This window comes from Pseudomonas sp. NFX224 (assembly GCF_048565165.1).
GTDB lineage: Bacteria > Pseudomonadota > Gammaproteobacteria > Pseudomonadales > Pseudomonadaceae > Aquipseudomonas.
Window position 1 is genome coordinate 3,481,673 of sequence record NZ_CP183416.1, and the last position, 21,066, is coordinate 3,502,738.

General features: G+C 60.3%; 14 protein-coding genes. 2 read left to right on the forward strand and 12 right to left on the reverse strand.

Annotation, left to right across the window (positions count from 1 at the left end; genetic code table 11):
- The 9 genes from yccS to betI all read right to left on the reverse strand — a co-directional run bounded on the left by yccS (position 1) and on the right by betI (position 13,708).
- Entirely contained in the window at positions 1–2,184 is a 2,184-nt protein-coding gene (gene yccS / locus ACNYC6_RS15745; protein WP_419708208.1) for a YccS family putative transporter, read from the reverse strand.
- Positions 2,185–2,314: 130 nt separating this feature from the next.
- Positions 2,315–3,493, reverse strand: a complete 1,179-nt coding sequence (locus tag ACNYC6_RS15750; RefSeq protein WP_419708209.1) for an NAD(P)/FAD-dependent oxidoreductase — start codon at positions 3,491–3,493, stop codon at positions 2,315–2,317.
- A gap of 144 nt (positions 3,494–3,637) precedes the next feature.
- Positions 3,638–4,975 (reverse strand): ATP-dependent RNA helicase DbpA, encoded by a 1,338-nt coding sequence (dbpA, locus tag ACNYC6_RS15755; protein WP_419712973.1) that lies wholly within the window; start codon positions 4,973–4,975, stop codon positions 3,638–3,640.
- Between the two features lie 105 nt (positions 4,976–5,080).
- Positions 5,081–6,508 (reverse strand): multidrug transporter subunit MdtD, encoded by a 1,428-nt coding sequence (mdtD, locus tag ACNYC6_RS15760; protein WP_419708210.1) that lies wholly within the window; start codon positions 6,506–6,508, stop codon positions 5,081–5,083.
- 153 nt (positions 6,509–6,661) lie between these two features.
- Positions 6,662–7,999: a TldD/PmbA family protein gene (locus ACNYC6_RS15765; protein ID WP_419708211.1), complete on the reverse strand. Its 1,338-nt coding sequence runs from the start codon at positions 7,997–7,999 to the stop codon at positions 6,662–6,664.
- Positions 7,999–9,441, reverse strand: coding sequence for a TldD/PmbA family protein (locus tag ACNYC6_RS15770; RefSeq protein WP_419708212.1), 1,443 nt, complete (start codon positions 9,439–9,441; stop codon positions 7,999–8,001). The genes ACNYC6_RS15765 and ACNYC6_RS15770 overlap by 1 nt, the downstream gene beginning before the upstream one ends.
- 285 nt (positions 9,442–9,726) lie before the next feature.
- A complete protein-coding gene (betA, locus tag ACNYC6_RS15775; protein WP_419708213.1) occupies positions 9,727–11,427 on the reverse strand; it encodes a choline dehydrogenase in 1,701 nt (566 codons plus the stop codon).
- A 152-nt stretch (positions 11,428–11,579) separates the two neighbouring features.
- Positions 11,580–13,052: a betaine-aldehyde dehydrogenase gene (betB, locus tag ACNYC6_RS15780; RefSeq protein WP_419708214.1), complete on the reverse strand. Its 1,473-nt coding sequence runs from the start codon at positions 13,050–13,052 to the stop codon at positions 11,580–11,582.
- Between the two features lie 62 nt (positions 13,053–13,114).
- Positions 13,115–13,708 carry a transcriptional regulator BetI gene (betI, locus tag ACNYC6_RS15785; protein ID WP_419708215.1) on the reverse strand — a complete coding sequence of 198 codons (594 nt, stop codon included), beginning with the start codon at positions 13,706–13,708 and terminating at the stop codon, positions 13,115–13,117.
- Positions 13,709–14,088: 380 nt separating this feature from the next.
- Between betI and ACNYC6_RS15790 the strand changes: the two genes are divergently transcribed.
- Positions 14,089–16,029, forward strand: coding sequence for a BCCT family transporter (locus ACNYC6_RS15790; RefSeq protein WP_224791561.1), 1,941 nt, complete (start codon positions 14,089–14,091; stop codon positions 16,027–16,029).
- A 188-nt stretch (positions 16,030–16,217) separates the two neighbouring features.
- Here ACNYC6_RS15790 and choV read toward each other — a convergent pair whose 3' ends face one another.
- The 3 genes from choV to ACNYC6_RS15805 form a co-directional block, all read right to left on the reverse strand.
- Positions 16,218–17,396, reverse strand: a complete 1,179-nt coding sequence (choV, locus tag ACNYC6_RS15795; protein WP_419708216.1) for a choline ABC transporter ATP-binding protein — start codon at positions 17,394–17,396, stop codon at positions 16,218–16,220.
- Positions 17,393–18,238 carry a choline ABC transporter permease subunit gene (gene choW / locus ACNYC6_RS15800; RefSeq protein WP_150701681.1) on the reverse strand — a complete coding sequence of 282 codons (846 nt, stop codon included), beginning with the start codon at positions 18,236–18,238 and terminating at the stop codon, positions 17,393–17,395. Before choW ends, choV begins: the two co-directional genes overlap by 4 nt.
- A 66-nt stretch (positions 18,239–18,304) precedes the next feature.
- A complete protein-coding gene (locus tag ACNYC6_RS15805; RefSeq protein WP_419708217.1) occupies positions 18,305–19,252 on the reverse strand; it encodes a choline ABC transporter substrate-binding protein in 948 nt (315 codons plus the stop codon).
- 435 nt (positions 19,253–19,687) lie between these two features.
- Between ACNYC6_RS15805 and ACNYC6_RS15810 the strand changes: the two genes are divergently transcribed.
- Positions 19,688–21,064, forward strand: a complete 1,377-nt coding sequence (locus ACNYC6_RS15810; protein WP_419708218.1) for an L-serine ammonia-lyase — start codon at positions 19,688–19,690, stop codon at positions 21,062–21,064.
- Positions 21,065–21,066 lie beyond the last annotated feature (2 nt).

Below are 21,066 nucleotides of genomic sequence, written 5' to 3' on the forward strand. Positions count from 1 at the left end.
TTAATCCTCACCCGTATCCTTGATTAAGTGCGCCGCCAGCGTGCGCAGCGGCCCCAACTGCCGGCAGATCAATGCCAGTTGCGTCTGCACCAATCGTTGGCCTTCATCGATTTCGTCAGGCATCTGCTCAAGTTCATTGGCCAGCGCTTCCTCCTCATCGCTTTGAATCGCAATCGCCGATTTGCTCGCCAACCCTTGGGCGATTTCGTCGATGCTGATGGCCAGTTTTACCCCGGCGTTTTCAATCAAGTGCTCGCGCACATCTGCCGGTAATTGGGTTTCCCGATGTGCACCCAGGCCGGACAAATAACTGAGCAAGGTGTGCGACAGCACCAGAAAACGGAACCCTACATCCGCTTCCTTACGGAAATGCCCCGGCTCCATCAGCATGTTGGCCAAAGTGGTCGATAGCGCCGCGTCAGCGTTGTGCGCGTTGCGCCGCGCCAGACGATAAGCCAGGTCGTCGCTTTTACCGGCGGCGTATTGCTGCATGATCTGGCGCAGGTAAATGCTGTTGCAGGTCAGGGTGTTGGCCAGCACTTTGTTCAGGCGCCGACCCTGCCAGTCCGGCAGGAACAGGAACACCGCAAGTCCGGCGATCAGGCTGCCGAGCAAGGTATCGAACAACCGCGGCAGGAATAACCCGTAACCGTCGCCCACCTGGTTGAAGCAGAACAGAATCATCAAGGTGATGGCCGCTGTCGCCAGAGTGTAGCGGGTGGTGCGGTTGGTAAAGAACACGATCCCGGCGGCGATGGCGAAGCAGGACTGGATCAGTGGATTGGGGAATAGATCAAACAGCGCCCACGCCAGGGTCAGGCCGATGGCGGTGCCGATGATCCGCTGGCCGAGCTTGCGCCGGGTGGCGCCGTAATTCGGCTGGCAGACAAACAGCGTGGTGAGGATGATCCAGTAACCCTGGGATGGGTGGATCAAGTGCACCATGGCGTAACCGATGCTCAAGGCCAGGGGCAAGCGCAGGGCATGGCGGAACAGCAACGATGTCGGCGTCAGCTGCGTGCGCAAGCGTACCCAGACGTCCTTGAGGTTGCGCGGCGAACGGTCAAGCAGGCTGCTGTCGGTGGCGTCGGCCAGGGCATCGGGGTTGCTGGCGTCGCTGAGCAAACGGTCGAGAGTGCCGAGATTGGCCGCCAGCGCCCGCAACGAACGCAGCAAACCGCGCCAGGCCGGATTGCTCTGGATGCGCAGGTGTTCGAGGGAAGCGTGCAGGTCGCTCAGGGCTTCTGCGAAGCTGGCGTCATAGATGAACGGCTGGCGCATCTGGATCGACTCGGCCAGCGCCCGGCAGGCCTTGCCTTGCTGGCGCAGCAGGCGCTGACAGCGGAACAGCACGTCGCTGTGGAAAAACGCATCGGCCAGGGCGTTGTAAGGGTAGTGCGAAGAGCTGGCGCGCTCGTGGATGTCCTGAGCGAGGAAGTACAGCTTCAGGTAACGGCTGACTTTCGATCCCGGCCGACCGTTGCCGACCCGGTGCAGGATGATTTCCTTGGCAGCGTTCAGTGCCGCGACCACGCGGCCGTTCTGTTGCGCCAGTTCCAGGCGCCGTGCTTCCACGTCCATCTGCCGGATCGGCTCGAACAGCGACGATTTCAACTTCAGGTAAAACCCAAGTTCCCGGAACAACCGCGCCAGGCTTTGCTGCACCGGTTGATTGGAAAACAGCGCCTGCCACAACACCGAGAGCAAGCCGTACCAGGCCGCACCGGCTACCAGTAGCACCGGTTCATGCCAGAAATCGGTGACCGCACCGCCGCGCTGGTCCACGCCGATCATGGTGTAGACCGACAGGATCAGCGTCGCCGAAGCAATCGCGCCATAGCGTTCGCCAAGAGCGCCGAGCATGGTCAGGCAGAACGCCGCGAGGGCGAAGGCAATGATGAAAAGAATGGGGTAGGGGAACAGCAGTTCGACCGACAGCGCCGCAACGGCGAAACACACCAGCGTCACTGCAAGCGCATTGAGGCGGCCCTGCCAACTGTCGTCGGTCTCGGCCAGGGCGCTGGCGATAATCCCGAGGAACAACGGGATCAGCAGCCCCATTTCATCTTGATACCAACACAGCGCCATGGTGCCGGTCAGGGCGATGAACACCCGCACGCTGTAGCTGAATTTATCCAGCGCCCAAAGGCGACGCAGAGACTGACGGAACGAAGTCGATGACATGAAATGCGAAGGCCTTCCGAGGCAATGACGCTAAATTGAGCCACTAATGACGCCGACGCAATGGCGCCGATCACATTGGGCAGCAAAATTTGTTCCTTATCAGGCTCGCTCCTACAGGTATTGCGTTGAATCAGACGTACTGAGCAGCCGCGTAACCCGAAGCCCACGCCCACTGGAAGTTGAAACCACCCAGATGCCCGGTCACGTCGAGCACTTCACCGATGAAGTACAGCCCCGGGCTTTTCAGCGATTCCATGGTCTTGGATGACACCTCGTTGGTGTCCACGCCGCCCAGTGTCACTTCCGCAGTGCGGTAGCCTTCAGTGCCGGCCGGCACGACTTTCCAGCTCGCCAGTTTTTCGGCGATGTCTGCAATCTCTGCGTGGGTGTACTGCTTCATCGGCTTGGAGGCAAACCAGTTGTCCGCCAGCAGGTTGGCCATCTTCTTGGTGAAGATTTCCCCGAGCAGGGTTTTCAGCTCGCTGTTGGGGCGTTCGGCCTGTTGCTGTTGCAGCCAGCTCGGCACGTCATGATCCGGCATCAGGTTGATTTCGACAGTGTCACCGGATTCCCAGAACGAAGAAATCTGCAAAATCGCCGGGCCGCTGAGGCCGCGGTGGGTGAATAGAATATTCTCGCGGAAACTTTGGTCGTTGCAGCTCACCAGGCAATCCACCGAGGTGCCGGACAGCTCGGTGCACAGTTCCTTGAGCTGATCGGTAATGGTGAATGGCACCAGACCGGCGCGGGTCGGCAGCAGTTCGTGGCCGAATTGCTTGGCCACTTGATAGCCGAAACCGGTCGCGCCGAGGGTTGGGATCGACAGGCCGCCGGTGGCGATCACCAGCGATTCGCACGTCACCTGCCCGAGCGTCGTATCGAGCAAATAGCCCTGCTCAAGCTTCTCGATGGTCTGGATCGAGGTGTCCAGGTGCAGGCTGACGCCGACCTGATCGCACTCGTTGAGCAGCATTTCGAGGATGTCGCTGGATTTGTTATCGCAGAACAACTGGCCGAGTTTTTTCTCGTGGTACGGCACGCCGTGCTTGGCGACCATGCCGATGAAATCCCACTGGGTGTAGCGGGCCAACGCCGATTTGCAGAAGTGCGCATTCTGCGAGAGGAAATTGCCGGGTTCGGTGTACATGTTGGTGAAGTTGCAGCGGCCACCGCCCGACATCAGGATTTTCTTGCCGGCCTTGTTGGCATGGTCGAGCAACAGCACCTTGCGCCCGCGCCCGGCGGCGGTCAGCGCACACATCAACCCTGCGGCGCCAGCGCCAATGATCACGACTTCGGTAGAGCGCAAAACGGTGTCCTCGCACAAAAACTGGTCTGGAATGCAATCAAATGTGGGAGCTGGCCTGCCAGCGATAGCATCGACTCGGTTTGCCAGCCAGACCGGGTGATGTCATCGCTGGCAGGCCAGCTCCCACAGGGGTATACGGCGTTTTTACAGGATGCGCACGCGCAGCGAACGGCCCTTGATCTTGCCGTCGTTCAGGCGTTGCAAGGCCTGCTTGGCAACGCCACGGTCCACAGCCACGTAAGCCTGGAAGTCGAAAATCGCGATCTTGCCGACCTGGGCACCTGGAATGCCGGCGTCACCGGTCAGTGCGCCAAGGATGTCGCCCGGGCGAACCTTGTCTTTACGACCGGCGCCGATGCACAGGGTGCTCATCTGCGGCAGCAGCGGACCGCCACCCTGAGAGACGAGGTTGTCCACCTGATCCCAGGTCAATGGCGACTTCTGCAATTGTTCGATGGCTTGTGCGCGCTGCGCTTCGGACGGCGCGACGAGGCTGATCGCGAGGCCTTTCTCACCGGCACGACCGGTACGGCCGACGCGGTGGATGTGGATTTCCGAGTCACGGGCCAGTTCGACGTTGATCACCATGTCCAGCGAATCGATGTCCAGACCGCGGGCGGCGACGTCGGTGGCGACCAGTACCGAGGTGCTGCGGTTGGCGAACATCGCCAGCACCTGGTCACGGTCACGCTGTTCCAGGTCGCCGTGCAGGCCGACGGCGGAGATGCCCTTGGCGGTCAGGTGATCAACGGTTTCCTGAACCTGCTGCTTGGTGAAGCAGAACGCTACGCAGGACGCCGGACGGAAATGGCCGAGGACCTTGGTCACGGCGCTCATGCGCTCTTCCGGGGAGATCTCGTAGAAACGCTGCTCGATCTGCGTGTCGTCGTGGAACGCTTCGGCCTTCACTTGCTGCGGGTTACGCATGAATTTCGAGGCCAGTTGCTTGATGCCCACCGGGTAGGTGGCCGAGAACAGCAACGTCTGGCGACGTTCCGGGGCCTGCATGATGATTTCTTCGATGGAATCGTAGAAACCCATGTCGAGCATGCGGTCGGCTTCGTCGAGGATCAGCGTGTTCAGGCCATGAAGGACCAGCGAGCCCTTGCGCAAGTGTTGCTGGATGCGCCCCGGGGTGCCGACGATGATGTGCGCACCGTGTTCCAGCGAAGCGATCTGCGGGCCGAGGGACACGCCGCCGCACAGGGTCAGGACCTTGATGTTGTCTTCGGCGCGGGCCAGGCGACGGATTTCCTTGGCGACCTGATCGGCCAGCTCACGGGTCGGGCACAGGATCAGCGCCTGGCAACCGAAATAGCGCGGATTGATAGGGTTCAACAGGCCGATACCGAAGGCGGCGGTCTTGCCGCTGCCGGTCTTGGCCTGGGCGATCAGGTCCATCCCCTTGAGGATCACCGGCAAGCTTTGCGCCTGGATCGGCGTCATCTGGGCATAACCGAGGGAGTCGAGGTTAGCCAGCATGGCGGCGGAGAGCGGCAAAGTATTAAATTCGGTGGCGATGGTGGTCACGGGACTGGCCTGCAAAACAAAATGTCGCGCAGTGTACCAGTCCGATGGCCATTCGCCCTAAGGTTCGATGTGCTCTTCCGGACGTTTGACGCGCCGTCCGTCTTCCTTTGAGAGCTGGGAAAAGATAGCCGCGGCCAGCATGGCCATGATTCCCACTGTCACGAATGTCAGCTGAAAGGCACCCAGAACCGTGTCTACACCGTCGTTTCCAATCTCCGCCGTGAACCCGCCCAACAGTGCACCGGCGCACGCGACGCCGAGGCTCAGGGACAATTGCGCGACCACCGACAACAGGCTGTTGCCGCTGCTGGCGCTGGCGTCGTCGAGGTCGATCAGGGTCACGGTGTTCATCGCGGTGAACTGCAAGGAGTTGATCGCACCGAGAATCGCCAGCAGGCACAGCAGCAGCCAGTACGGCGTCTGCTCGCTGACCAGGCCCATGCTCGCGAGCATGATCCCCAGCGCCAGGGTGTTGCCGGTCAACACGATGCGGTAGCCCAAGCGTTCGATCAGTGGCCGTGCCACCCACTTGGCGATCATCGCCGCCGCCGCCAGTGGCAGCATGCTCATCCCCGCTTGAGACGGCGAATACCCCAGCGCCACTTGTAACAGCAACGGCACCAGGAACGGCAGGGCGCCGCTGCCGAGGCGGGCGAACAGGTTGCCGAGAATGCCGACCGCAAAAGTCCGGGTCTTGAACAGCGACGGCGCGAACAACGGATTGTCGATATGCCCGGCGCGCAACCAGTACGCCGCCAGACACGCCATGCCGCCGAACAACAGCAGCATTACCCGCAGGTGCGGCAGGTGCAGTTCTCCCAAGCCTTCCATGGCGATGGTGATCAGGATCATCGCCGCGCCGAACAGCACGAAACCCAGGCTATCGAAGCGTGTGCGTTCTGAACCGCGCAGGTCGGGGATGAATTTCCACACGGCGTAGCAACCGACCACACCGACCGGCAGGTTGATCAGGAAGATCCAGTGCCAGGTGAGGTATTGCACCATCCAGCCGCCCATGGTCGGGCCGATCAGCGGGCCGAGCAGGCCGGGAATGGTGATGAAGCCCATGATTCGCACCAGTTCCGAACGCGGGTAGGCACGCAGCACCACCAATCGACCGACCGGCAGCATCAGTGCACCGCCCAGGCCCTGGATCACCCGAGCGCCGATCAGTTGGGTGAGGGTGGTCGACAACGCGCAAAGCAGCGAGCCGAGGCTGAATAGCAGAATCGCGCTGAAGAAGATTTTTTTGGTGCCGAAGCGGTCGGCGATCCAGCCGGAAGCGGGAATCAGCAAGGCGACCGTGAGCATGTAGGCGATGATCACGCCCTGCATGCGCAGCGGGTCTTCGGCCAGATCGCTGGCCATGGCCGGCAAAGCGGTGTTGAGGATCGTCCCGTCGAGGGACTGCATGAAAAACGCAATGGCGACGACCCACGGCACCCAGCGGGCGGTGACAGGATCGAGAGGCAGGCGATTGGGCATGGGACCTCTTGGAGGTTGAAGTGATCGCAGTCCATGTGGGAGCGAGCCTGCTCGCGATGAGGCCCTTTCATTCAACATTAACGTCGACTGAACTACTGCTATCGCGAGCAGGCTCGCTCCTACAGGATTCCCGGTGTGCCGGGATTTCTGTGTTTACAAGGTCAGGGTCAACCGGCTGACCAACGCCCCCGGCAACAATGCCGACGCCGTTGCCCTCTGGCTATAGGTACTCGCCGACAACAGCATCTCGCGCTCCTGGGTCAGTGCTTCCAACTGCAAACCGAGCAGGCTGAAGGCGCTGTCATCGAAACGCATGGTGCTGACCGGTGCCTGAATCTCGCCGTTCTCGACCCAGAACGTCGCGAAACGGGTCATGCCGGTCAGGCGTGCCGCCGGTTGATCCGAGAAATTCAGGTACCACAGGTTGCTGATGTACAAACCGGTGCCCAGTTGCTTGAGGATGTCCGCCTCAGGCAAGTCCCCTGCGTTCAAGTTCAACGCACTCGGCGATTCGCCGCCGCTGGCACCGTTGGCGGTCAAGCCGTATTCGGCGGCGCTGCGTGAACCGACCAGTTGCGCGCCGGCCTGACCCTCGACAATCAATTTCAGATCGCTGCGTGGATAGCCTTCGTCAGAGAATGCCGGACTCAGCGAACCACTGACTTTTTCATCCAGCGAGACCAACGGGCTGAAGTGTTGATCGCCCCCGTAGAGTTTCTGCAGCGGACTGCTTTTGCTGGCAATCGACTGCGCGGAAAAACCACCCCAGCACAGCATGCCCATGATTTCTTCCAGTGCGGCGGGCGCGAGGTAGGCGCGGTATTGGCCTGGCGGCACGGTGCGCAACGGCCGCCCCAAAAACTCAAGCTGTTCACGGGCCTGTCGGAAGCGCTTGGTAAAGCCTTCGCTGCTCCAGTCATGTCCGGCATAGCTGGCTTTCACCGCCTGGCCGTTTTCGTGGAACAGGCTGAAATCGAAATTGAAGCTGTTGGCCTGATGCCAGCCAAACGCCCCGGCAGAGCTGGCGAAACCACGGCTGATCGGACCGGCTGCATAAAAGCCGACCATGTCCAGCCCTTCAGCGGCCTGGGTGATTTCGGCGACGGCTTGCTCAGTGTCCGGCAGTGGGTGTTCCTGCACGTTCTTGCTTTGCCAGCCGTTGTAGTTGAGCAGCAGGTACGGGTCCTTTGGCAGCAACGGCAAGGTTTCGCGCAGCTGTTGCAGGCCTTCGGACAAACGCTGAAGGTCGACTTCGGGCTCGCCCGCCAGGGTGATCTGCAGATCCGCATGGCGACCCTCGTTGATCAGTTTCAGGCCGATGCTTGCCTGCTGCACCTGCCCGGCCTGCCGCACCTTGGCGTGATTGAAACGCACGAAGGCCGATGTTTCGGCGGCGTAACTGAGGGTGAATTGTTCCGGCTCGTGCAGCGCGGCGCGCAATCCGGCGACCAAGGCCTTGAACGACTCGGCCTGAGATTTTGAAGTGCTCATCAGGCGTCTCCCCCAAATACATCAACGTTGCTGAACACACACGCTGGCGACGCGTGGCCGACGCGAATGACCTGATTCGGCTCGCCCTTGCCGCAATTCGGCGTGCCGAGGACCTTGAAGGTGTTGGCATCGCCGACGGCGCTGAGGCTCTTCCAGAACTGCGCGGAAATCGCCCGGTAGTTCGGGTTTTTCACCACGCCCTTGAGCTCACCGTTCTCGATCAACTGGCCCCATTCGCAGCCGAACTGGAACTTGTTGCGCGCATCGTCGATGGACCACGAACGGTTGGTGCTCATCAGGATGCCGTGCTCGATGTTGCCGATCAGTTGTTCCAGCGGTTGATCGCCCGGCTCGATGTTCAGGTTGGCCATGCGGTCGATCGGTGGACGATTCCAGCCACAGGCGCGGCTATTGGCGACGCCATCCATGCCAGCACGGAACTGCGACAGCGCACCGCCCAACGGCCGCAACAACAGGCCTTCGCGGATCAGGAATTGTTTGCTGGCGGCCGTACCGTCGTCGTCATGGCCGTAGCTGGCGAGCTGTTCCGGGATGTCCGGATCGAAGGTCACGTTGAGCAGTTTCGAACCGTATTGCAGGTGGCCGAAGTCTTCGGCTTTGACGAAACTGGTGCCGGCGTAATTGCGTTCGTCGCCGAGGATGCGGTCCAGTTCCAGGGGGTGGCCGATGGATTCGTGGATCTGCAGCATCATCTGGTCGGGCATCAACAGCAGGTCGCGCGGACCTTGCGGTGTATTCGGCGCAAGCAGCAATTGCAGCGCCTGATCGGCGATTATTACCCCGGCGCCGATCAGTCCACAGCGGCTGATGACATCAAAACCACCCTGTTGACCGAAGTTTTCCCGGCCGAGGGTGCGGGTCTGACTGTCGTTGCCGTCGTAGGCGGTGACATCGAGGCCGGGGTAGACGAAACGCTGGGCCTGGCGCAGCTCGGCGCCGGCGCTGTTGAGGTAGATCTGCTCGACGTGGGTAATGCCGATGCTCACCTGCCAGTTCACCAGTCGCTCGTCCTTTGGAACGGCGGCGGATTCGGCACTGAGCAAGGCGTAGCAATCGCTCAGGGACGGGAACGGCTGGTTGTGGTTCGGCGAGAAATAATCGGCGCGGTCACTGGAGACGGCTTGTTCGCGCAGGTCCAGCAGGGCGTGGGGCTTGAGTCGACGGGCTTGTTGCTCTGCTCGGTCCAGCGCCGCTTGCAGGCCTTGTTGCGACAGGTCGTTGGTCGCGGCATAGGCTTCGACGCCGTTGACCCGCACGGTCAGCATTGCCCCTTCGTCACGGCTCAGGCTCGGCGGTTCGGCGACGTTCTTGCGCACCGACAGGTACTGGCCGGATTCGCGCACATAACGCAGGGAAAAGAATTCAGCGCCCGTGCACAACGCAGCAAAGCGCTGCTTGAGCTGGGGGTGGAAATCGAACATTCGGGAACCTCCTTGGTATGGAGTGACGGCCAAGCGGTGTTGCGAGGGGGAGGGGTGAAACGATTGCGTGGCGCTAGAGTAGGCCTGTGCGGGGGGGCGGATCAAGTAAAGAGGGTTGCAGGAGGAATTACTGTGAATCAGGGAGAGGTGTGCTGATTTGTAGGGCTTCATCGCTGGCAGGCCAGCTCCCACATTTGATCTTCAGTGTTCACAAAAGATGTGTTCACTTCCGATCCCCTGTGGGAGCTGGCCTGCCAGCGATTGGCCGTGACGCGGTGTTAAGCTTTACGCCGTCTGGCTCACTTCCCGCATAGGCTTGCCCTTCACCGGCGCATCGCCCGCTACGTAATAGTTGGCCTTGCTGCGCGGCAACGGCTTGCGGCCACGGATCTTGTCGGCGATTTTCTCGGCCATCATGATCGTCGGTGCATTCAGGTTGCCGGTGGTGATGATCGGCATGATCGAGGCATCCACTACGCGCAGGCCTTGCATGCCATGCACGCGACCTTCGCCATCGACCACGGCCATCTCATCGGCGCCCATCTTGCACGAGCAGGACGGGTGGAACGCGGTTTCGGCGTGTTCGCGGATGAACGTGTCCAGTTGCTCATCGGTTTGCACGTCGATGCCCGGGCTGATTTCGCGACCACGGAAGGCGTCCAGTGCAGGTTGCTGCATGATTTCACGGGTCAGGCGGATGCCGTCGCGAAATTCCTGCCAGTCCTGCTCGGTGGCCATGTAGTTGAACAGGATGCTCGGGTGCTGGCGCGGGTCTTTCGACTTGGCCTGGATGCGCCCGCGGCTTGGCGAGCGCATGGAGCCCATGTGCGCCTGGAAGCCGTGCTCTTTTACACCGTTGCTGCCGTTGTAGTTAATCGCTACCGGCAGGAAATGGTACTGGATGTTCGGCCATTCGAATTCCGGACGGGTACGGATGAAACCGCCGGCTTCGAACTGGTTGCTGGCGCCGATGCCGGTGCCGTTGAACAGCCACTCGGCACCGATGGCCGGCTGGTTGTGCAGGAGCAGCGACGGGTACAGCGAGATCGGTTGGGTGCACGCGTATTGCAGGTACAGCTCAAGGTGATCCTGCAGGTTTTCACCAACACCCGGCAGGTCGTGGACCACCGGAATGTCGAGCGTGTTCAGCAGTTCGGCCGGGCCGACGCCGGAGCGTTGCAGGATCTGCGGCGAAGCAATGGCGCCGGAGCACAGCAGCACTTCCTTGCGGGCTTTGACTTCAACGCGCTCTTCAGCATCGCCCACCAGGTAACGCACGCCGACCGCACGCTTGCCGTCGAACAGGATCTTGTCGGTCAGGGCGTGGGTGACGATGGTCAGGGTCGAACGCTTCTTGGCGACGTCCAGGTAGCCACGGGCGGTGGAAGCACGACGGCCTTTCGGCGTCACGGTGCGGTCCATCGGGCCGAAGCCTTCCTGCTGGTAGCCGTTCAAGTCTTCGGTGCGCGGGTAACCGGCCTGTACACCGGCTTCAACCATGGCGTGGAACAGCGGGTTGTTGCCGGCTTTCGGCGTGGTCACGCTGACCGGGCCTTCGCCACCGTGGTAATCGTTCGGGCCGATGTCGCGGGTTTCCGCTTTGCGGAAGTACGGCAGGCAGTCGAGGTACGACCAGTCTTCCAGGCCTGGCAGTTTCGCCCAGCCGTCGTAGTCCATGGCGTTGCCGCGGATGTAGCACATGCCGTTGATCAGCGAGGAACCGCCCAAGCCCTTGCCGCGACCGCACTCCATGCGACGACCGTCCATGTGTGGCTCGGCATCGGTTTCGTACGCCCAGTTGTAGCGACGACCTTGCAGCGGGAACGCCAGCGCCGCAGGCATTTGCGTGCGGAAGTCGAAACGGTAGTCCGGGCCGCCCGCTTCGAGCAGCAGGACGGTGACGCCTTCGTCTTCAGTCAGACGGGTCGCCAGGGTGTTACCGGCGGAGCCGGCACCGATGATGATGTAATCGAATACTTGGGACATTGAATGCACCCTCTTTGAAGTTGGTTCAGGTCAGGCCATGGCGAGTGCTGCGCACTCGATCGCCAGCAGGCTGGCTCCCACATTGAAATGCGTACTCCTGTGGGAGCCAGCCTGCTGGCGATGACGGCCTCGCAGGCGAAGCAAATGCCGCCTTAGAACACCGAGACGTAATCGCCCAGTTCAACCTGTACCGATTTGATGCGGGTGAAGTTGTTCAGCGAGCTGATGCCGTTCTCACGGCCGACACCCGACTGCTTGTAGCCGCCGACCGGCATCTTGGCGTCGGATTCGCCCCAGGCGTTGATCCAGCAGATACCGGCTTCGAGCTGATGAATCACGCGGTGGGCGCGGTTCAGATCCTTGGTGACGATACCGGCGGCCAGGCCGAAGTCGGTGTTGTTGGCGCGGCGGATCACTTCTTCCTCGGTTTCGTACGACAGGATCGCCATCACCGGGCCAAAGATCTCTTCACGGACGATGGTCATGTCGTCGGTGCAATCGGTGAACACGGTCGGCGCGACGAAGGCGCCTTTGCCGAATTCGCCGTCGGTCAGACGCTCACCGCCGCACAGAACGCGTGCGCCTTCTTCCTTGCCCTTGGCGATGTAGCCCAGCACGCTTTCCATGTGCGCGAAGCTCACCAGCGGACCGAAATTGGTGTTTTCATCTTCCGGGTTGCCGATGCGGATGCGAGCAACGCGTTCAGCGATCTTGGCTTCGAAAGCGGCTTTCAGGTGAGCCGGTACGAACACGCGAGTGCCGTTGGTGCAGACCTGTCCGGAGCTGTAGAAGTTGGCCATCATCGCGGTGTCGGCAGCGCGATCGAGGTCGGCATCGTCGCAGATGATCAGCGGGGATTTGCCGCCCAGTTCCATGGTCACGTCTTTGAGCGACGAAGCCGAAGCGCTGGCCATGACTTTCTTGCCAGTGTCGGTGCCGCCGGTGAACGAGATCTTCTCGATGCGCGGGTGCTCGGTCAGCCAGGTGCCGACTTCACGGCCGCTGCCGGTCAGGACGTTGAACACGCCGTTTGGCAGGCCGGCTTCGGTGTAGATCTCGGCCAGTTTCAGGGTGGTCAGCGAGGTGACTTCGCTTGGCTTGAAGATCATCGCGTTACCGGCCGCCAGGGCCGGTGCGGATTTCCACAGGGCGATCTGGATCGGGTAGTTCCACGCGCCGATACCGGCCACGACGCCCAGCGGCTCGCGACGGGTGTAGACGAACGAGGTGGTGCGCAGCGGAATCTGCTCGCCTTCGATGGCCGGCACCAGGCCTGCGTAGTATTCCAGCACGTCAGCGCCGGTGACGATGTCGACGTACTTGGTTTCGGAGAATGCTTTACCGGTGTCCAGGGTTTCCAGGGCGGCCAGTTCGTCGTTGCGCTCACGCAGGATTTCCACGGCGCGACGCAGGATGCGCGAACGCTCCATGGCGGTCATGGCAGCCCAGATTTTCTGGCCCTTTTCGGCGCTGACGACGGCGCGCTCGACGTCGTCGAAGGTGGCGCGCTGTACTTTTGCGAGGACTTCACCGTTAGCCGGGTTGATGGCTTCGAAAGTAGCGTCGCTGCTGGCGTCGCTGTAAGCACCATCGATGTAGAGTTTTTGCAATTCGAAACGGGCCATAAAGTCCTCGCAAGAGCATAAGTGGTTGGCTCGGTCCGGTGGTTGAGCGTTCTGTGTGTGCTCTAACTCACCCGCTTGGCCAGTTGGATATCCATGTATTCGTAAGCGATCTGTTGCGCCTGCCCGGTGTCGAAAGCGTCTCCCGACAGCGCGCCGCGCAACCACAAACCGTCAATCAACGCTGCCAGGCCCCGGGCGGCGCTGCGCGCATCATCGAGCGGCAGCACACGGCGGAACTGGCAGCACAGGTTGGAATACAGGCGGTGATCGTTGATCCGCTGCAACCTGTGCAAAGACGGCTGGTGCATGCTGGTGGCCCAGAAGGCCAGCCAGGTTTTCATTGCCGGGCCGTTGACTTGGCTGGCGTCGAAGTTGCCTTCGATGATCACCTGCAGATGCGCCCGCGGGCTGTCATCTGTCAGCGCCAGTCGGCGCGCGGTGACGTTCTCGCTCAGCACCGTCATCAAGTACCCCATGGTGGCGGCGATCAGGCCATTCTTGTCCTGAAAGTAGTGACTGATGATGCCGTTCGAGACACCGGCCAAACGGGCGATCAGCGCAATGCTGGCGTCCCCCATTCCGACCTGATCGACGGCCTGCAAAGTGGCTTCGATCAATTGCTGGCGACGGATGGGTTGCATACCGACCTTGGGCATCTTGCACATCTCCTTAGGCCTTCCGGCAGACGTAGAACGTCTATCAGCTTGTGGGCCAGTCTATTTTGTTTTGATTGAACGTTCAATCAACAAAGAATAAGATCTGCGACAAATCGTCGCTATCTACAGATTTTTCCTACAGGTTGCGGCGAAAAAATCGACTTCCGAAATCGCTCGAAACCTATGCGCCACGGCGCTTCAGGCTTTCGGGCTTTTTTCGGGGTGTCTTTATATCACCCGTCGGTCGGCTGCCCACTAACCGATTAGTCGGGTAACTCGTTTGTCTTGCGTTCTTCTCTCGCACTGCCTGGAGCATCTGTGCCATGAGTTCTGCCTCGCTAATAAAGACCCCACCCGAGAAGGTGACGGTCAACGGTTGGGTGTTTTACACCTCTACCGCGTTGATTCTGTTGTTGACCGCCATTCTGATCATCGCCCCGCAAGAGGCCGGCAGACTGCTGGGTACGGCTCAGGCCTGGTTGTCCCGCAGCTTCGGCTGGTACTACATGGTGGTGATTGCCGCCTATCTGATTTTCGTGGTCGGGTTGGCGTTTTCGTCCTACGGCAAACTGAAACTGGGCAGCAAGGACGATACGCCGGACTTCAGCTACGGCGCCTGGGCGGGGATGCTGTTCTCGTCGGGCATCGGCATTTCGTTGCTGTACTTCGGTGCCTCCGAGCCGCTGGATCACTACTTCAATCCGCCGGAAGGCGTGGCTGGCAGCAATCTTGCCGCCCGTCAGGCGGTGCAGCTGACGTTCCTGCACTGGGGCCTGCACGGCTGGGCGATCTACGCATTGGTCGGTCTGGCCGTTGCCTACTTTGCCTACCGTCATAACCAGCCGCTGGCGTTGCGTTCGGCGCTGTATCCGCTGGTGGGCGAGCGCTGGGTCAAAGGCGCGGCCGGTCATGCGGTGGACGGCTTCGGCATGTTTGTGACCTTGCTGGGTCTGGTGACCAACCTGGGGATTGGTTCGCTGCAAGTGTCGTCGGGCCTGGAAAACCTGTTCGGCATGGAGCACAGCAACACCAACCTGCTGATCGTGATCATCGTGATGAGCACCGTGGCGACCATCGCTGCCGTGTCGGGCGTGGAAAACGGTATTCGTCGTCTGTCCAACCTGAACATCGTGCTGTTCAGCGGCCTGCTGATTTTCGTGCTGTTGTTCGGCCCGACCCTGCACCTGCTCAACGGCTTCGTGCAGAACGTCGGTGATTACCTGAACGGTGTGGTGCTGAAGACCTTCGATCTCTATGTGTACGAAGGCGACAGTGAGAAGTCCGACCGCTGGTTGGGCCTGTGGACCCTGTTCTACTGGGCTTGGTGGATTTCTTGGGCGCCATTCGTAGGCATGTTCATCGCGCGTATTTCCCGTGGCCGAACGGTGCGTGAACTGGTGGCCGGCGTGCTGCTGATTCCGCTGGGTTTCACGCTGGCGTGGCTGTCGATCTTCGGTAACTCGGCCCTGGACCTGGTGATGAACCACGGGGCGGTGGAGCTTGGGAAAACGGCGCTGGAACAGCCGTCCATGGCGATCTACCAGTTGCTTGAGCATTATCCGGCGTCGAAGGTTGTGATCGGCGTGTCGATTTTCGTGGGTTTCGTGTTGTTCCTGACTCCGGCGGATTCCGGCGCGGTGATGATGGCCAACCTTTCCTGCAAGGGCGGCAACGTCGACGAAGATGCCCCGCACTGGCTGCGCATTTTCTGGTCGGCGGTGATCACGCTGGTGACCATCGGCCTGCTGTTCGCCGGTAACTTTGAAGCCATGCAAACCATGGTGGTGCTGGCCGGCCTGCCGTTCTCGGTGGTGTTGGTGTTCTTCATGTTCGGCTTGCACAAGGCCATGCGCCAGGACGTGCAGATCGAACAGGAGCAAGCGGAGTTGGCGGCGCGCGGTCGCCGTGGTTTCAGCGAGCGCTTGACGCAACTGGACCTGCAACCGAGCCAGTCGGTCGTTCAGCGCTTCATGGACAAGCATGTGAGCCCGGCATTGCAGGATGCGACGACGCAAATGCGTGCCCAAGGCCTGGAAGTACAGACGCTGCTGGGCAAGTCCAAGCGTTGCATGGGCGTGCGGGTCGAGATGGAAGAGGGCAACCCGTTTGTCTACGAAGTCAGCCTGGACGGTTATCTGGCCACGCCAACCGAGTCGGCGCAGTCCGATGAGGCGCGTCAACGTTACTACCGTGCCGAGGTGTACCTGCACAACGGCAGCCAGGATTACGACCTGATGGGCTTCACTCAGGATCAGATCACGCGGGATGTGCTCGATCAGTTTGAAAGCCATCGGCAGCTCCTTGGCCGGGTGTATAGCTGAATCTGAGGAGATGCATTTCGCTGTTGTGGCGAGGGAGCTTGCTCCCGCTGGGTTGCGAAGCGACCCCTGGAATTTGTGAGTGCTGCGCACTCAAGCGGGAGCAAGCTCCCTCGCCACAATGGCCAGTCCCCAGTCTGCACTAACAAAAACGCCGCGATCCTCTCGCGGCGTTTTTGTCTCTGTTGCCTTTACCCCAGATTCTTGCCGAGCAGCGCGTGATACAGCTCGCTGTCGCCGAGAATCCCCACCACATGGTTGTTGTCGTGCAGCACCAGTTTGTTGCCGGTCTGATAACGAATCTGCAACGCGTCGCGCATGCCGATGTTCGAATCCACCAGTGTCGGTTTGCGGCCCAGGCCTTCAACAGCCTGACCCGGCACCCAGTTCTGCAAGTCCAGCGCAGAGCCGTTCTGACGAGCGCCCTTGATGGTGTTGCCTTCCGCGAGGTCCAGCCACGAATCACCACCCGGATCAAGGCACACCGAACCGTTGATACGCTTGCAGTTGTCCAGGGTGCGCATCAGGCTGCGACCGCACAGCACGTTCAGCGGGTTGGTGTGGGCGACGAAGGTCCGCACATAGTCGTCTGCCGGGTTCAGAACGATTTCTTCCGGTTTGCTGTACTGGATGATCCGGCCGTCTTTCATGATCGCAATGCGGCTGCCGAGTTTCAGGGCTTCATCGAGGTCGTGGCTCACGAACACGATGGTTTTGCTCAGCTTGCGTTGCAGCTCCAGCAGTTCGTCCTGCAAACCCTGGCGGATCAGCGGGTCGAGTGCCGAGAACGGTTCGTCCATCAGCAGAATGTCGGCGTCCATCGCCAGCGCACGGGCCAGGCCTACGCGCTGTTGCATACCACCGGACAGCTCATCGGGTTTCTTGTTGCGCCATTGGGTCAGGCCCACCAGTTCAAGTTTTTCATCGACCAGTTTCTTGCGTTCCTTCTCCGGACGACCCTGCATTTCCAGACCAAAACTGATGTTCTCGCGCACGGTCAGCCAAGGCATCAGGGCGAACTTCTGGAACACCATCGCGATGCGCTTGGTGCGCATCATTTTCAGTTCGGCCGGGGTACAGGAAGCAATGTTGATCTGCTTGCCTTCGTGCTCGACGAACAGCTTGCCGCGGCTGACGGTGTTGAGGCCGTTGATGCAGCGCAGCAGGCTGGATTTGCCCGAGCCGGACAGGCCCATCAGTACGCAGATTTCACCTTTTTCGATGTCCAGGCTGGCCTTTTCCACGCCAACGATCTGCCCGGTCTTTTTCAGGATCTCGCTGCGGGTCAAACCTTGATCGAGAAGCTTCAGGGCTTCGCGCGGATCTCTGGTGAAGATTACGTCGACGTCTTCAAAGCGAATTATGCTCATGCGTCACCCCCTACTTTGGCGTCGGGTTGTTTGCAGATACGGTCGAGCATGATCGCCAGCAGTACGATCGCCAGGCCCGCTTCGAAGCCCAGGGCGATATCAGCAGTGTTCAGTGCGTTGACCACCGGTTTGCCGAGTCCATCGGCGCCCACCAGTGCCGCGATCACCACCATCGACAACGACAGCATGATGCACTGGGTGATGCCCGCCGCGATGCTTGGCATGGCGTGGGGCAGTTCGATACGTGAGAGCAGCTGACGGCGCGAGCAGCCAAAGGCCTTGCCGGCGTCCATCAATTCTTGCGGGACATCGCGGATGCCCAGGTAGGTCAGGCGGATGGGCGCGGCAATCGCGAACACCACCGTCGAGATCAGGCCCGGGACCACACCCAGACCGAAGAGGGTCAGGGTAGGAATGAGGTACACGAAGGTCGGTACGGTCTGCATCAGATCGAGCACCGGACGCATCATGGTGTAGAACATCGGTTTGTGCGCGGCGACGATACCCAACGGTACGCCGATGACCACGCAGACCAGGGTGGCGAACAACACCTGGGCGAGGGTTTCCATGGTTTCCTGCCAGTACCCCAGGTTGAGGATCAGCAGAAAGGATGCAATGACGAAGGCGGTCAGGCCCCATTTGCGCTGGATGAAGTGTGCCAGTAGTGCGATCAGGCCGATCAAGACCAGCGGGTTGAACCAGGTCAGCGCAAACGTCACGCCGTGGATCATCGTTTCCAGTGACACGGCAATTGCGTCGAAGGTGTTGGCGCCGTGTTGCGTCAACCATTCAACGAAGCCTGCGATGTACTGGCCTAAAGGTATTTTCTGATCAATCAGCATGGTAGTGAACGTCCGCATGCAAGGAAATAAACAGCCCGGGCAGGCGAACCCGCCCGGCATAAGCGATTACTGCGCGAGCTTGGCTTTCACGGCCTCCAGGCCAGGTTTACCGTCAATGGTGGTCACGCCAGCGAGCCAGGTATCGAGCACCTGTGGGTTCTTTTTCAGCCAGGCCTTGGCGGCCGCGTCAGGCTTCATCTTGTCGTCCAGGACGTTGCCCATCAGCGTGCTTTCCATGTCGAGGGTGAACACCAGGTTTTTAAGCAGCTGACCCACGTTGCTGCATTCCTGGGCGTAACCCTTGCGGGTGTTGGTGAAGATGGTCGCCTGACCGAAGTTGGGGCCGAAGAACTCGTCGCCGCCAGTCAGGTACTTCATCTTGAAGCGTGTGTTCATCGGATGCGGTTCCCAGCCCAGGAACACCACGGCGGTGTTGCGGCGCTGGGCGCGATCGACTTGCGAGAGCATGCCTGCCTCGCTGGACTCGACCACCTTGAAGCCGGCGTCTTTCAAGCCGAAGGCGTTCTTGTCGATCATGCTCTGGATCAGACGGTTGCCGTCGTTACCCGGCTCGATGCCGTAGATTTTGCCGTCCAGTTCCTTTTTGAACTTGGCGATGTCGGCGAAATCCTTCAGACCTTTGTTATACAACTCTTCCGGTACGGCGAGTGTGTATTTTGCGTTTTCGAGGTTGGCGCGCAGGGTGTCCACGGTACCGGCATCGCGGTAAGGCTTGATGTCGTTTTCCATGGTCGGCATCCAGTTGCCGAGGAAAATGTCCATGTTCTTGCCGTCGGCCAGGGACTTGTAGGTCACTGGTACGGAAATCATGGTGGTTTTGGTTTTGTAGCCCAGTGCGTCAAGAACGACGCTGGTGGTGGCCGTGGTGACGGTAATGTCAGTCCAGCCGACATCGGAGAAGTTTACGGTGCTGCATTGGGCCGGTTCGGCGGCTTGCGCCAGAACCGGCAGACTAAGCATGGCGGCCAACAACAACGACGGGGAACCTTTCATGGATGGACTCCTTGGTGTTTTTTTTGGCAGTGTTCCGACTGGACCACCGCACTTATAGGTTGCGGTTGGATGGCGTTTTGGAGACAGCTCTACCACGGCGCCTTGCAATCGAGTCGATACGATCATGTACCAGTGAAAATCTGACGCCTACAGGGTGCGTCGTATCCAGTACAGGGATGGTCGCATCCAGTGTCAGTGACGTCGTTTACAGATTTTTTCAGTCCCTTTTCCCCCCTCTGCGCCGCAAAAAAACGGCGAAACATGGCGCAAAACGCACGCGGCGTTCATGGGCATGAGTGCGTCGGTGTGAGACGTCGAACGACATGACAAAAGACTGATGATGCGGCCATCTCGGCGGATTGCAGCTTGAGCGTAGCAGCTCCGCCACCGGGCGCTTTTGCGTCCGGAGTTGGCTCATCCAGGAGTTCGGCAGTAATGGCTATCAGTGTTTTCGACCTGTTCAAAATCGGCATCGGCCCTTCCAGTTCGCACACCGTGGGGCCTATGCGGGCGGCGGCGCTGTTCGTGCAAGGTTTGCGCGAGCGTGGTTTGTTGGAACAAGTGCGGCGCGTCGAAGTTCAGCTCTATGGTTCGTTGTCGGCCACCGGCATCGGTCACGGCAGCGACAACGCCGTGATCATGGGCCTGATGGGCGAGTGGCCGGATGCGATCGATCCGTCGCAAATCGGCATCCGCATCGCCACCCTGCGGGAAACCCATACGCTGCTGCTCGATGGTCGCTTGTCGGTGCCCTTCATCTGGAACAGGGACATGCGTCTGATCGACGAAAATCTGCCGTTCCATCCGAATGCCATGACCCTGATTGTTGAAGGCGATGACGGCGAACTGCACCGCGACACCTACTATTCCGTCGGTGGCGGTTTTGTTGTCGATGAGACGCAAGCCGCCAGTGGTGTGGTCGACCTGGATCGCACCGTGCTGCCGTACGATTTCTCCAGCGCGGCAGAGCTGCTGGCCCTGTGCAAAAAACATAACTTACGCGTTGCTGAATTGATGTTGGCCAACGAGAAGGTCTGGCGCAGCGAAGAAGAAATCCGCAGCGGCCTGATGACACTCTGGCGCGCCATGCAGGATTGCGTCGAGCACGGCCTCAAGCACGAAGGCATCCTGCCCGGTGGCCTGAACGTGCGCCGACGTGCAGCTAAACTGCATCGCAGTTTGCAGGAGCTGAACAAACCCAACGTGATCGGCTCGACACTGAGCGCCATGGAATGGGTCAACCTGTTTGCCCTGGCGGTCAACGAAGAAAACGCAGCGGGCGGGCGCATGGTCACGGCACCGACCAATGGTGCGGCGGGGATCATTCCGGCGGTGTTGCACTACTTTATGAAATTCAGCGAAGACGTAACCGACGTCAATGTCGTCGACTACTTCCTCGGTGCGGCTTCGGTCGGGATTCTGTGCAAGAAGAACGCTTCGATCTCCGGTGCCGAAGTCGGTTGCCAGGGCGAAGTCGGTTCGGCCTGTGCCATGGCGGCGGCGGGGCTGGCGGAAATCCTCGGCGCCTCGCCTGAGCAATTATGCAATGCGGCGGAAATCGGCCTGGAACACAACCTCGGCCTGACGTGCGACCCGGTGGGCGGTCTGGTGCAGGTGCCGTGCATCGAGCGCAACGCAATTGCGGCAGTAAAAGCGATCAACGCGGCGCAGATGGCTTTGCGTGGTGATGGGCAGCACTTCATTTCGCTGGATCGGGTGATTCGCACGATGCGCGATACCGGTGCCGATATGCATGACAAGTATAAGGAGACATCGCGGGGTGGCTTGGCGGTTAGCGCGGTTGAGTGTTGAGA